Origin of the sequence: Aeromonas sp. R2-3 (assembly GCF_040908375.1) — a bacterium.
Taxonomy (GTDB): Bacteria; Pseudomonadota; Gammaproteobacteria; order Enterobacterales; family Aeromonadaceae; genus Aeromonas; species Aeromonas veronii.
In genome coordinates this window covers 58,304-72,328 of record NZ_JBFODP010000027.1, presented here as the reverse complement: position 1 = coordinate 72,328, position 14,025 = coordinate 58,304, and the positions used below count along the sequence as shown (strand labels likewise).

Below are 14,025 nucleotides of genomic sequence, written 5' to 3'. Positions count from 1 at the left end.
AGAGCAGAGAGTGATCACGGCGCACGATGGCCGCAGTAACAGCAAGGCAAAGGTGTTATTCAGAGGCGCTGATTAAGCAGAAAAAGATAGGCTTTGACAGAGAGAGACGAAGGGCAACTTCGGGGATTGTCCATGATGGGCAATAAAACCTCGGGTGAAAAATGAGCCCTGATGATAACGGCTGGCGCCAATTTGGCAAGCGCAGTGTCAGCGGGGCGTGATGGGGTTGTGATGTGACAGGGGAGGCGGCGGTGCCGCGCTCCCCCGTGCGGTCGTTACAACCAGCGCTTTTCGCGGGTGAAACAGACCGAGAGCCAGGCATCCCCCAGGGTGTCGCCGAGGCGAGACCAGAGCTCCTGACGCAGGGCATCCTGACGTTCGACGGGCCACTCCTGACCCGGCGCCACCAGAATGTTCAATTCCAGATCGAAGCGACGACCGCTTTTGGCCAGATGGCTGTAGCACTCGATGCCGTGGCGCTGGCGCAGCGCCTCGATCTCCTGCTCGACTTGCCGTGGCACATCCCCCTTGGGGGCGATCTTCAACACTTCCCGCAGGTTGCGGCCGAGCACCTTGATGGGAATGAGGGTGGCACAGAGGGCCAGCAGCGAGACCAGCACCGGGTCTATGTAGCGGTTGTATTGGCCGTAGCCGATGGCATCAAGGCCAATGGCGACCACGAAACCGATAAGCAGGGTGGCGCTGAGCAGGGTATCCACCAGCCACTCCTTGGAGTCGACCCGCACCAGCTCGGAGTCTACCTGTTCGGCAACCTGGGCTTCGATGCGATAGATGATGGCGCAGAAGAAGGTGGAGACGGCGGCATATATAAGGGCGTGGCCGAGATCGATCTCTCGTCCGCCATCCAGCAGGGTGGTGATGCCGCTATAGAGAGCGCCAAGGCAGAGCAGCAGAATAATGGAGCCGTTGATAACGTTGGTGATGGGCTCGAAGTGGGCGTAGCCATACTGGAAGCGCGCATCGGAAGGACGGGTAACGAGATAGGCGGTAACAAGACCGAGGCCTGTCATGCCCATGCTGAACAGGGTGAAGATACCATCGAGCATGATGGCGTTGGAACCGACGAAGAGGCCGTAGCCGATACCGAAGATGGCAAAGGTGATACAACCGAACAGCGACAGGGTAAGCGCCTGTTTTTCGGTGGTGACCAGCGTACTGATAACATGGCTGTGGTGAGCCATAAAAGTCCTCCTTTCAAATGGTGAATATTGCCAAGCGCAAGCGGTTTTCTAGCTGATATACTGCCCGCTCACATGTGAGCGGACTGGCCTGACTGCCATTGACAGGCGGCTGGCCAGTCGTTGTCGCCGGCGTGCCGGCATCAAGCAAAGGATGGGAACAAGGATTCATGATCCCGAGACTCGATTACCAGGACAGTTTGTCACCCGCAACCCTGCAGTTTCTTGAGTTGCTAGAGCGCAGCGCATTTCGTGGTGATATCGAAAAGTCTTATGCAAGCCGGTTGGCGATGGCGACGGATAACAGCGTCTATCAGGTAGTACCTCAGGCGGTTCTCTATCCGCGCAGTGCGGACGACATAGCATCAATGCTCAAGCTGGCCGCAGAGCCGGCGTTCGCCTCCTTGAGTTTTTTCCCTCGCGGTGGCGGTACCGGCACCAATGGTCAGTCATTGGGCGGCGGCATTATCGTCGATCTCTCCCGTTATATGAACCAGATCATGGAAATTAATCTGGAAGAGGGGTGGGTACGCGCCCAGGCCGGGGTGGTGAAAGACCAGCTCAATGCCTATTTGAAGCCTCACGGCTACTTCTTCTCGCCGGATCTCTCCACCTCCAACCGCGCTACTCTGGGTGGCATGATCAACACCGATGCCTCGGGGCAGGGCTCGCTGGTATACGGCAAAACCTCGGATCACGTACTGGGGCTCAAAGCCGTGCTGGAGAATGGCGACCTGATGGTGACCGAACCGCTGACCGGCGAGCGACTGGCCGACAAGCTGGCGCTGGAGAATCGGGAAGGGGAGATCTATCGCACCCTCTATCGTATCGGCAAGGAGCGCCGAGCCGACATCGAGGCGACCTTCCCCAAGCTCAACCGCTTTCTGACCGGCTACGATCTCAAGCACCTCTATCAACCCGATACCGACACGCTGGATGTCAGCCGGGTGCTGTGCGGATCTGAAGGGTCTCTCGGCTTTATCACCGAAGCCAAACTAAATATCACCCCCATCCCGCGCTACCGGACGCTCGTCAACGTCAAGTACGACAGTTTCCCCTCCGCCCTGCGCAATGCCCCCTTTATGGTGCAGGCCCAGGCGCTGTCGGTGGAAACGGTAGACTCCCGGGTGCTCGGGCTGGCCCGCGCCGACATCATCTGGCATTCGGTGAAAGAACTTATTCAGGATGTGCCCGGCAAGGATCTGCAGGGGCTCAATATCGTCGAGTTTGCCGATACCGATGAAGCAGAACACAAGGCCAAGGTGGCGGAGCTCTGTCGCCGTATCGATGCGCTGCTGGCCAAGGGCGAGGCGGGGATCATCGGCTATCAGGTGTGTGACCACTTGCCGAGCATCGAGACCATCTACACCATGCGCAAGAAGTCGGTGGGGCTGCTGGGCAACGCTGAAGGACGCAAGAAGCCGGTGGCCTTCACCGAAGATACCGCGGTGCCGCCCGAATCTCTGGCCGATTTCATCATGGAGTTTCGTGCCCTGCTGGATGCCCACGGCCTCGACTACGGCATGTTTGGCCACGTTGATGCCGGTGTGCTGCATGTGCGTCCGGCGCTGGATTTGTGCGATCCCGAGCAGGAGGAGCTGCTGCGCCGCATCTCCGATCAGGTGGTGGCGCTCACCGCCAAATATGGCGGCCTGATGTGGGGCGAGCACGGCAAGGGCTTTCGCTCCGAATACAGCCCCGCCTTCTTTGGCGAGCTGTGGGAAGAGCTGCAGCGGGTCAAGGGAGCGTTCGACCCGGCCAACCGTATCAACCCGGGCAAGATCTGTATCCCCTATGGCAGTGGCGCCGAGCTGGTGTCGGTGGATGGGCCCAAGCGCGGCAAGTATGACCGCCAGATCCCGCTCGCGGTGCGCACCAGCTACACCCGCGCCATGGATTGCAACGGCAATGGTCTGTGCTTCACCTTCGAGACCGACTCCCCCATGTGCCCCTCGGTCAAGATCACCCGCGATCGCCGCCACTCCCCCAAGGGGCGGGCGGGCCTGATGCGTGAATGGTTGCGTCAGCTGGCGGAGCAGGGCTTCGATCCGTTGGCGGAAGAGGTGGCACTGCAATCCGGTGGTGTGCGCTTCAAACAGCTGGTGGACAAGGTGCGCAACAGCTGGGCTAAACAGCGCGGCGAGTATGATTTCTCCCATGAGGTGATGGAGGCGATGTCGGGCTGTCTGGCCTGCAAGGCGTGCACCAGCCAGTGCCCGATCAAGGTGGATGTGCCCGATTTTCGCGCCCGCTTTATGCAGCTCTACCACGGCCGCTACCTGCGCGCCCCCAAGGATTACTTCGTCGGCACGGTGGAGAGCTATGCGCCGCTGCTTGCCAAGGCGCCGAAGCTGGTCAACTTCTTCCTCGAAAAAGAGTGGGCCCAGAAGGCGACCGAGAAGAGCATCGGCATGGTCGATGTGCCGCTGCTCTCGGTGCCGACCCTGGCCGAGAGTCTGCACGACAACCGCGCCCGCTATTTTGATCTGCCGGGTCTGGAGCGGATGAGCGCCGAGCAGCGCAAGCAGGTGGTGCTGATCGTGCAGGATCCCTTCACCAGCTATTACGATGCCCCCGTGGTGCGCGATCTGGTGAAACTCGCCAGCAAGCTCGGGTTCCAGCCCTACCTGCTGCCCTTTAAACCCAACGGTAAACCCCAGCATATCAAGGGGTTCCTGCGCGCCTTTGCCCGCACTGCTGCCAACAGCGCCCAGTTCCTCAACAAGGTGGCGGCGCTTGGCATTCCCATGGTGGGGGTGGATCCGGCCATGGTGCTCTGTTATCGCGACGAGTACGCCAAGGCGCTGGGGTCGGCTCGCGGTGATTTTCAGGTGTTGCTGCCACAGGAGTGGCTGCTCTCGCTGCCGGCAGATCAACTGCCTGCTAGCGCCAACAAGGCAAAGAGCGAGGAGGGGGGCGAACCCTGGTATCTCTTTGCCCACTGCACCGAGAAGACCGCCAAGCCCTCCACTCACGGCGACTGGAGCACCCTGTTTGGTCGCTTCGGGGCCAGCTTGCAGCCGGTCTCTGTGGGGTGTTGCGGTATGGCGGGCACCTATGGTCACGATGTCAAACAGGTGGAGAACTCCAAGGGGATTTATGGGTTGAGCTGGGCCGACCCGCTCGCCCGCCTGCCCAAAGCGCGCTGTTTGGCGACCGGCTATTCGTGTCGCAGTCAGGTCAAGCGGATGGAGGGGGAAAAGCTCAAACATCCATTGCAAGCCCTGCTGGAGCTGCTCTGATGCTGACGTTTCCCAAGCGGTTTCGGGTGCCGAAGGCCTATCGGCATCCACGTTTCTTGCTGTTACCCGCTACTCCCGCTCAGGCGGTGGTGGAGTTTGTCGCCATGTTGCGCGAGCGCGAGCAGCTCCATCAGCTGTTTCGCCCGAACGATATCTGGCCCTCCGCTAACTTCAGCCTGAGCCAGCACGAAGGAGATCTGGAGTGGCAGCAGTCGGAGTTTCTGGCCAAGCGCTCCTTTGCCTATGGTCTCTGGAGCCCGGATCGGGAGCCGCAATTTTGGGGTGGGGTTTATCTCTACCCCTCGGTGTTGCCAGAGGTAGCGGTGGAGCTCTTCTTCTGGAAGGTGGTCGAGGCGCCCATCACGGATGAGGAGCTGGAGATTCAGCTGCGTGACTGGCTCGCCAACGTGTGGCAGTGGCCAGAACCCCGTCTGCCGGGGCGAGAAGTGCCCTGGGCTGAGTGGCCCGGCGTTACCTACCCCTGGTGACATCCCGCTTAAGGGCATGATTGTGTAACACGCAGCTCCGGGTCGGGGCTGCGTTGTTACCACGTCACCCGGTAACCAACAACTCATATAACCGAACCATGTTGCAGATGGAGGGCGTTTCACCCATATCGGTACGCATTCATCGCTTACATAAGGAGTCTGCTCGCAATGAGTCACGATATTGCGCCTATATGGCGTAAACCCATGAGTCTGGAGGGGCTCAACGCCACCTCTCGCAACACCCTGATGGCCCATCTCGATATCGTCTACACCGCTTTTGGCCCCGACTGGTTGGAAGCGACCATGCCGGTGGATCACCGCACCCACCAGCCCCTTGGCATGCTGCACGGTGGTGCCTCTGTTGTGCTGGCGGAGACGCTTGGGTCGCTTGCGGCCAATATGGCGGTCGGGCCAGATAGCTACTGTGTGGGGTTGGAGGTGAATGCCAACCATCTGCGGGCCAAACGGGAAGGGGTGGTGACCGGGCGTTGCGCACCGCTCCATCTGGGAGCAACAACCCAGGTGTGGCAGATTGAAATTCGGGACGAACGTGAGCGTTTATTGTGCACCAGCCGACTGACCATGGCGGTGCTCAAACACAAGCGGGGCAAGGACTCCAGCGAGGAGTGATCTGCAATAACGCACTATGAGTGCAAAATAAGCAAGCCATACTCGTCAGATCCCTCTATAATTGCCAACGTCTTGAGAGGCTTATCACATTTTTCAAGACAGCAGAACAAAGTGGCGCTATAATCGCCGCCTTTTTGCTATTCCGCGGTGTTAGCCGCCTGCCTTAATCTGGAAGAATCTATGTCTGATACCGAACAACTGCCCCTTTTTAGTGAGCTTGGACTGGCCGCGCCTGTATTGAAAGCGCTGCAGGACGTGGGCTATGAGCGCCCGTCACCGATCCAGGCCGCAGCAATTCCCCACCTGATGGCGGGACACGATCTGCTGGGGCAGGCGCAAACCGGTACAGGGAAGACCGCTGCTTTTGCCTTGCCTCTGTTGTCTCGTCTGGAAGCTGGTAACCGCAACACCCAGATCCTGGTGCTGGCGCCTACCCGCGAACTGGCGCTGCAAGTGGCTGAAGCGTGCCAACGCTACGCCCACCACATGCCTGATTTCCACGTACTGCCGATCTACGGTGGTGCCTCCTACGAAACCCAGACCCGCGCCCTGCGTCGCGGTGCCCAGGTTGTCGTCGGTACTCCGGGCCGCGTGATGGACCTGATCCGTCGCAAGAACCTGGACCTCTCCGGCCTGAAAGCCCTGGTACTGGACGAAGCTGATGAAATGCTGCGTATGGGCTTCATCGACGACGTGGACTGGATCATGGAGCAGTGCCCGAGCACTCGTCAGGTTGCCCTGTTCTCTGCCACCATGCCGGAGCAAATCCGTCGCGTGGCCCAGAAGCACCTGAAGCAGCCCAAAGAGATCAAGATCGCCTCCAAGACTGCTACCGCTACCACTATTCGCCAGCGTTACTGGCAGGTGACCGGTCTGCACAAGCTGGACGCCATGACCCGTCTGCTGGAAGTGGAATCCTACGAAGCCCTGCTGGTATTCGTACGAACCAAGAACGCTGCCGAAGAGCTGGCTGGCAAGCTGGCCGCCCGTGGTCACGCCTGTGAAGCGCTGCACGGCGACATCCCGCAGAAACTGCGTGAGCGTACCGTTGACAAGCTGCGTCAGGGCCAGCTGGACATCCTGATCGCCACCGACGTGGTTGCCCGTGGTCTGGACGTTGAGCGTATCACCCACGTAGTGAACTACGACATTCCGTACGACACCGAATCCTACGTTCACCGTATCGGCCGTACCGGTCGTGCCGGTCGCAAGGGCGAGGCCATCCTGTTCGTGGCTCCGCGCGAGCGCCGCATGCTGCGCGCCATCGAGCACGCAACCCGTCAGGCCATCGAGCCGATGAAGATGCCGAGCACCGAGGACATCAACCAGCATCGTCTGGCCAAGTTCAAAGAGCGCATCCGCGAAACCATGATGGGCGAAGAGCTCGAGATCTACCACAACTTGGTAAACGAGCTGATCGAAGAAGATTCTGCCGATCCGCTGGAGCTGGCTGCCGCACTGGCCAAGCTGGTACAGGGTGACCAACCGCTGCTGCTGGATGACTCCATTCCGGATCCGCTGCTGAATACTGGCAACGATCGTGGTGGCTTCGAGCGCCGTGACTTCAACGACCGTGGCGGTCGTGACTTCGGTGACCGTGGCGATCGTCCTGCCCGTCGCATGCCGTCCCTGGAGCCGCGTCCGCTGAAAGACAACCCGGATGTGGAGATGGAGCGCTACCGCGTAGACGTGGGTGCCCATCACGGCGTCAAGCCGGGCCAGATCGTGGGCGCCATCGCCAACGAAGCGAACATCGAGAGCCGCTTCATCGGCAACATCGACATCGCTGATGACTTCTCTACCGTCGATCTGCCGAAAGGCATGACCGCCGATGTACTGGAAGTGATCAAGAAAGCCCGTGTTTGCCAGCGTCCGCTGCAAATCACCCGCTACACCGAAGTGCCGGCCGGTGGCAACACCAGCAGCCGTCCGCCCCGTGGTGATCGTCCGTTCCGTGGTGACCGTCCTTTCAACAAGGATCGCCGTCCCCAGGGTGACCGTCCGTTCAACAAGAGCGGGGAGCGCCGTGAAGGTGGCTTCAACAAAGATCGCAAGTTCGGTGGCAAGCGCCGCGATAGCTAATCCCTGATTGGTAATGCCAGAAGGCCGCTCATTGAGCGGCCTTTTTTCTGCCTGCGGTTTACCCTGTGTTCTTACTAAACACCAGATCGGCATAAGCCGTTACATGGGTGAGCGAATGAAGGCCACTATTTGATAACTGGATGTCGGGGAAAGAGAGAATACTTTTTCTACTCGACAGGCGGTTGTGACGTGGTCGGGTATCATCCGCCGTTCTGCCATAGATCTGGGCTGGCAGCCGTTTCTTTGTATTGGCAAGCGTTGGGACGTGTGCACTTGGGCGGATAGTTGGATGGGGAGTGACAGCATTGCGCCCGCTGACTCCGGCGGTCGCAAGGGCTGGCGACTAGGTGGCCGCTCAGAGGCTTTGTCTGGCTGGCAGCCATTATTCATATCGAGCGGGGTAATTGGTTGGCATCAATAAAGAAGGCGACCATCAGGTCGCCTTCTTGTTGTGCATTGTGACGTGCAGAGTTCGCAGCCCGAGGGGCTATCAGAGCACCATGGCGGCAATCCAGCCGAAGATCACCAGCGGGATGTTGTAGTGAATAAAGGTGGGCACCACGCTGTCCCAGATATGGTCGTGCTGGCCGTCGGCGTTGAGGCCGGAGGTGGGGCCCAGCGTCGAGTCGGAGGCCGGTGAACCCGCATCCCCTAGCGCGCCAGCGGTACCGACCAGGGCGATGATCGCCATCGGTGAGAAGCCAAGCTGCAGACAGAGCGGCACATAGATGGTGGCGATGATGGGCACGGTGGAGAAGGAGGAGCCGATCCCCATGGTGATCAGCAGACCCACCAGCAGCATCAGGAAGGCGGCGATCCCCTTGTGCTGACCGATGCCGGAGGCGACCACCTGGACCAGAGAGTCGACCCCGTGGGTCGCCTTCATCACCGCGGCAAAACCGGCGGCGGAGATCATGATGAAGCCGATCAGCGACATCATCCGCACCCCCTGAGTGAAGGCATCCTGGCTTTCGCGAAACTTGATGACGCCGCCGCAGGTGAAGATGACAAAACCGGCCAGTGCACCCAGTACGATGCTGTTGGTCATCAGTTGCAGCCCCAGCGCCACGCCAATGGCCAGCAGGGCCACCCAGATGTGGGTGAGGTTGAGCTCGATCGCTTCGGGCTCGGCATCCAGGATCTTGGCCAGATCGTACTGGCGCGGTTTGCGATAGCTGATGAATACCGCAATCAGCAGGCCCAGTACCATACCGGCGACCGGAATGGCCATCGCCAGCGGGATCTGGCTGGTGGTGATGGGCACGCCGTTATCGATCAGGTTCTTGGCCAGAATGTTATTCAGGAAGATGCCACCAAAGCCGACCGGCAGCACCATATAGGTGGCTGTCAGGCCAAAGGTGATGACACAGGCCACCTGACGACGGTCGATCTGCATCTGCGCCATCACATGCAGCAGCGGCGGGATCAGGATGGGAATAAAGGCGATGTGAACCGGGATCAGGTTTTGGGAGGAGATTGCCACGGCCAGCACGGAAGAGAGCAGCAGGGTTTTGACCCACATGATGCGGGTCGAGCTGGCATCCTTGCCCAACTGGTTGATCACCTTGCGGGCCAGCAGGTCGGTGATCCCGGAGCGGGAGATGGCAACCGCAAAGGCGCCCAGCATGGCGTAGGAGAGAGCAATCTCGGCGCCACCGCCCAGGCCACCGCTGAAGGTGGTGAGGGTATCGGTCAACGACAGCCCACCGACCAGGCCGCCAGCAATGGCCCCCAGCGCCAGCGAGACCACCACATTGATCCGCAGCAGACTGAGCACCAGCATCAGCCCGACTGCGATAACAACTGGATTCATTTGATTTCCTTATAGTTTGTTATTGCTGTCTGTCATGTGAAGGGGAGTTAGTTTGCGAAAAATGTGACAAATGTCGAGTAAAAAATCAGTCAAACCCCTTATATCGCAGCAGCATGTGGCACAAGGTTGCTCAACATGAGGGTTTGTGACCTGTTTGTCTCCGTGCATCCCGTGCGCAGCGGTGGATAGTGACGTTGATAGCGATTTCCGGTGCGCCGTGCAATCAATCACTTCCCCAAAAAGCGAAGGCTGCCAGTGGCAGCCTTCATCCGTTTATGCTTGCCCCTCATCGTCGGCAGGGGCATCGGTTGTGTCATCATCTGGATGCGCTGGCGGCCATCCCCCCATGCTCTTCCAACGGTTGACGATATGACAGAACAGCTCTGTGGTGCGTTCTGTGTCATAGAGGGCAGAGTGCGCCTCTTTATTGTCAAACGGGATGCGGGCGCTCTGGCACGCTTTGGCCAGCACGGTCTGACCCAGCGCCAATCCGGAGAGGGCTGCGGTGTCGAAAGTGGCAAACGGGTGGAACGGATTGCGCTTGAGGCCAGCGCGCTCGGCGGCAGCCATCACGAAGCCGTGATCAAAGGTGGCGTTGTGGGCCACTATGATGGCGCGGCCGCAATCCTGCTCCTTCATCCCCTTGCGGATCCCCTTGAAGATCTCGGTCAGCGCCTCTTTTTCCGAGACAGCGCCACGCAACGGGTTGTAGGGGTCGATGCCGGTGAACTCCAGCGCGGCCTTTTCCAGGTTGGCCCCTTCGAAAGGCTCGACATGAAAGTGGAATACCTGATCGGGAACGAGCCAGCCCTGCTCATCCATTTTCAGGGTGTAAGCCGCGATTTCGAGCAGGGCATCGGTCTTGGCGTTGAACCCGGCTGTTTCAACATCGATGACGACGGGGTAAAAACCACGGAAACGGCCCTTGAGGGTATGAACTGCGTCGGTCATGGGATCTCGGTCGGGATAAAATGAGGCGGCATTATGGCAAAAAAGCACAGGCTTGTCCTCCCATCCCACGCAGGATGCCGCGCCAAGATGGCGCCGGATTCAATATCTGTGCAGCCACCAGCGGGCGGCAATCAGCGCCGTGAGTGTACCCAGCAGGGCGCTGGCCAGCACATCCACCGGCCAGTGCATTCCCATCACCATGCGTGACAGACCAATTCCTAGTGCCCACAGTGGCAGCAGCCAGACGCCCGTGGGAGAGCGGGCCAGCCAGATCAGACCAAAAAATTGGGCCAGGCTGATGGCGGCGATGCTGTGGCCAGAAGGGAAGGCGTAGTTCACCTCGGCCTGCCAGTGGTGGCCGAGCCACTCGGGCAGGGCCAGCAGCTGGCTGGCGGCGTGAACCTGTTCGCTGCGTAGATCGACGCTACTGGCGTAGAAGTGCTTGATGGCCGGGATCAGCGACTGACTCTCCAGCCAGATCAGATAGGGTCTGGGCTCTTCGGTCAGGTGCTTGATCAGGCTTTTGAGCACCCAGTCGCTGGCAAGTAGGGCCGCCAGTGCACACCCCAGCGCAATAAAGGGAGCCAGCTCCAGTTTGAGTTTGTAGCGGGTCAGCAACAGCAAGAGGGCGCCACTGACCCCGATCCCGGGAATATCGACCATGCGGGTAAGGGCGTATGACCACCATAGCCAGCCTGATTGCAGGGAGCCGGTCAGAAAAGGCTGCCAAGGCAGGGTGGCGAGCAGTAACAGGGGCAGGATTAACAGGGCTGTGAAGCCAAGCACCTGACTGCGGGTGAGTGAGGCGGTTGACGCTGGGAGCGACGAAGCGTGTGGCAGCATGGCGGGTATGGGCGATCGCGAAAAAGAGGGGCATTGTGCCATCGCGGCATACCCGCACCAAGCTGAGCAGTCAGTTTGTTACCTTTGCTTACACATTTGTGGCGACATCCTCTGTTTGAGCGGGCGGATGGAGCGGCTGCCGCGCAATGTGGTCCCCTTTCGCGCCGGATTGCATCACAGGCTGAAATCTCGGGCGGCTTTGCGCTAGAATGGCGCCCCCGTGGCGGTTGTGACCAAAGAGAGCCCGATGAAGATAGTCGTTGATGAGAATATGCCCCATGCCGTGGAGCTGTTTGCCGAATTTGGCGAGGTGATCGCCTTGCCTGGGCGGCAGATGCAGGCCCGCGATCTGCTGGATGCCGATGTGCTGCTGGTGCGTTCGGTCACCCGCGTCAACGGCGATTTGCTGGCGACCAGCCCCAAACTCGGGTTTGTCGGCACCGCCACCATAGGCACAGACCATGTGGACAAGGCGTTGCTGGCAAGCCGCAATATTCCCTTCTTCAGCGCCCCCGGTTGCAACAAGTATTCGGTGGGGGACTATGTGCTCTCCGCCCTGCTGGTGCTGGCGGAGCGCTATGAACTCGACCTCTCGGCCATGACTTTGGCGGTGATTGGCGCGGGCAATACCGGCGAGTGCGTGGCTGGCAAGGCCCAAGCGCTCGGCATGCGGGTACTGCGCTGCGATCCACCCAAGGCGCGTAATACCCCCGATGCGGGCTTTGTCGATTATCAGACCGCTCTTGGTGCTGATATCGTCAGCTTCCATGTGCCCATTACCCGCGAAGGGCAGGATGCCACCTACCATCTGCTCGATGCCGAACAGATTGCCGCGCGTCCTGCCGGGCAGATCCTGATCAACGCATCCCGTGGCGAGGTGTGGGATAACCGGGCCCTGCTGGCACGTCAGCTGAGCGATGAGCCATTGCGACTGGTGATGGATGTGTGGGAGAACGAGCCCGAGCCACTGGCAGCGCTGGTGCCCCATACCGAGATTGCCACCCCCCATATCGCCGGTTACAGCCTGGAGGGGAAGGCGCGCGGTACCTGGATGCTCTACCAGGCGCTCTGCCAGCAGCTGGGACGCCAGCCTCGTCAGGATTTGAGTAAGCTCCTGCCAGCCCCCGATGTGCAGGCGGTGGTGCCGGGCCGCGCACCGGAGCAGGCGCTGATCAAGCAGCTGGTGCATCTGGTTTATGACGTGCGCCGCGATGATGCCCGTTTCCGGGCCCGACTCGGCCTGCCCGGCAGCTTTGACGAGCAGCGCAAACACTATCCCGAGCGCCGTGAACTATCCTCCCTGCAGGTTGAGGGAGCGTTTGCCGACCAGGCGCTGGGCGAGTTGGGATTTGCGCTGTCACGCCCCTGAATCGGGGACTAGGAGTTGGAAGATAACTGGAAGGGGTGAGCCGCGCTGGCCACACCAATCCCATTTTTTACTGAGCAGGCTCAGATGCTACTGCGCCGGCTCAGCCATATCTGGCAGCGTCATCTCGCCGTGCGGGAGCCAGCCGACCATGGCGCCACCCGGCGCCATTGCAGCATTATCAGAGGAGAACAGAATGAGCCAGCAGTTTAACGTAGCGGTATTGGGTGCCAGCGGCGCCGTGGGTCAGGCGATGATCGAGATCCTGGAAGAGCGCGAATTTCCGGTAGCAACCCTCTATCCGCTGGCTTCCAGCCGCAGTGCCGGTGATACCGTGCGCTTTGGCGGCAAAAACCTCGAGATCCTCGATGTGGAGGCGTTTGACTGGAGCCAGGTACAGATCGCACTCTTCTCCGCCGGTGCCGAGGTCTCGGCCAAGTGGGCGCCGATTGCTGCCGAACACGGCTGCATCGTCATCGACAACACCTCCTGCTTCCGTTACGACGAAGATATCCCGCTGGTGATCCCGGAAGTGAACCCGGATGCGCTGGCCGATTTTCGCAATCGCAACATCATCGCCAACCCCAATTGTTCCACCATCCAGATGCTGGTGGCTTTGAAGCCGCTGCACGACGAAGTGGGCATTGCCCGCATCAACGTGGCCACCTATCAATCCGTGTCAGGCTCCGGCAAAGAGGGGGTCAGCGAGCTGGCGGGTCAGACCGCTCATCTGCTCAACGGCCGTCCGGTGGAACCGACCCTCTATCCGCAACAGATCGCCTTTAACCTGATCCCGCAGATCGACAGCTTCACTGACAACGGCTACACCCGTGAAGAGATGAAGATGGTGTGGGAAACCCAGAAGATCCTGGGGGATGCCAGCATTGCCGTGAACCCCACCTGCGTGCGGGTGCCGGTCTTCTACGGCCACGCCGAGGCGGTACACGTCGAACTGCACCAGCCGCTCGATGCCGAACAGGTCAAGGAGCTGCTGCGCAATGCGCCGGGTGTGACCCTGTTTGATGACGAAGGGGACTATCCGACCCCGGTGCGTGACGCAACCGGCAAGGATGAGGTGCTGGTGGGCCGGGTGCGCCAGGATATTTCTCACCCGAGTGGTATCAATATGTGGATCGTGGCCGATAACGTTCGTAAGGGCGCGGCAACCAACAGTGTACAGATTGCCGAGCTGCTGGTTCGCGACTATCTGTAAGGCTGGTCAGATGCCACAGATGCGCAGCAGGGAGTGCTGCGCATCCGGCCTGTGATCAAACCGGGGTGTGACCCATGCCGCACTCCGTCACTTCAAGATTCTGTTGCGATATCAACTGATTAAGTTTTTTCCTACACTCAGGGTCAAGTTGGGTGCTAAATGTGTCGGACTGCTGGCTTGCCAGGCGAGCCTGATTTA

10 protein-coding genes are annotated in these 14,025 nt (G+C 60.0%); 6 read left to right on the top strand and 4 right to left on the bottom strand.

What is annotated here, in order from left to right; all coding sequences use genetic code 11:
• Window positions 1-275: 275 nt before the first annotated feature.
• A complete protein-coding gene (locus AB5Z02_RS12895; RefSeq protein ID WP_058056662.1) occupies window positions 276-1,202 on the bottom strand; it encodes a cation diffusion facilitator family transporter in 927 nt (308 codons plus the stop codon).
• A gap of 167 nt (window positions 1,203-1,369) precedes the next feature.
• On the opposite strand from AB5Z02_RS12895, the gene AB5Z02_RS12890 reads away from it, so the two are divergent.
• From AB5Z02_RS12890 to AB5Z02_RS12875, 4 genes are all read left to right on the top strand, one after another.
• Window positions 1,370-4,441: an FAD-binding and (Fe-S)-binding domain-containing protein gene (locus tag AB5Z02_RS12890; protein ID WP_368216120.1), complete on the top strand. Its 3,072-nt coding sequence runs from the start codon at window positions 1,370-1,372 to the stop codon at window positions 4,439-4,441.
• Window positions 4,441-4,929, top strand: a complete 489-nt coding sequence (locus AB5Z02_RS12885) for a hypothetical protein (RefSeq protein WP_368216119.1) — start codon at window positions 4,441-4,443, stop codon at window positions 4,927-4,929. The genes AB5Z02_RS12890 and AB5Z02_RS12885 overlap by 1 nt, the downstream gene beginning before the upstream one ends.
• A 168-nt stretch (window positions 4,930-5,097) precedes the next feature.
• A complete protein-coding gene (locus AB5Z02_RS12880; protein WP_005337262.1) occupies window positions 5,098-5,559 on the top strand; it encodes a hotdog fold thioesterase in 462 nt (153 codons plus the stop codon).
• A gap of 180 nt (window positions 5,560-5,739) precedes the next feature.
• A complete protein-coding gene (locus AB5Z02_RS12875) occupies window positions 5,740-7,641 on the top strand; it encodes a DEAD/DEAH box helicase (protein ID WP_368216118.1) in 1,902 nt (633 codons plus the stop codon).
• Window positions 7,642-8,131: 490 nt separating this feature from the next.
• Here the strand turns inward: AB5Z02_RS12875 and AB5Z02_RS12870 are convergent, their stop codons facing one another.
• The 3 genes from AB5Z02_RS12870 to AB5Z02_RS12860 form a co-directional block, all read right to left on the bottom strand.
• The gene (locus tag AB5Z02_RS12870) at window positions 8,132-9,454 is read right to left on the bottom strand and encodes a Na+/H+ antiporter family protein (RefSeq protein WP_128835913.1); all 1,323 of its coding nucleotides are present in this window, start codon (window positions 9,452-9,454) and stop codon (window positions 8,132-8,134) included.
• 273 nt (window positions 9,455-9,727) lie between these two features.
• Entirely contained in the window at window positions 9,728-10,405 is a 678-nt protein-coding gene (gene rnt / locus AB5Z02_RS12865; protein WP_043819552.1) for a ribonuclease T, read from the bottom strand.
• Window positions 10,406-10,504: 99 nt separating this feature from the next.
• Window positions 10,505-11,248: a phosphatase PAP2 family protein gene (locus AB5Z02_RS12860; protein ID WP_368216117.1), complete on the bottom strand. Its 744-nt coding sequence runs from the start codon at window positions 11,246-11,248 to the stop codon at window positions 10,505-10,507.
• 247 nt (window positions 11,249-11,495) lie between these two features.
• Between AB5Z02_RS12860 and AB5Z02_RS12855 the strand changes: the two genes are divergently transcribed.
• Entirely contained in the window at window positions 11,496-12,617 is a 1,122-nt protein-coding gene (locus AB5Z02_RS12855; RefSeq protein WP_231721245.1) for a 4-phosphoerythronate dehydrogenase, read from the top strand.
• 193 nt (window positions 12,618-12,810) lie between these two features.
• Window positions 12,811-13,827 carry an aspartate-semialdehyde dehydrogenase gene (locus AB5Z02_RS12850; RefSeq protein ID WP_231721244.1) on the top strand — a complete coding sequence of 339 codons (1,017 nt, stop codon included), beginning with the start codon at window positions 12,811-12,813 and terminating at the stop codon, window positions 13,825-13,827.
• The last annotated feature ends 198 nt before the right edge of the window (window positions 13,828-14,025 follow it).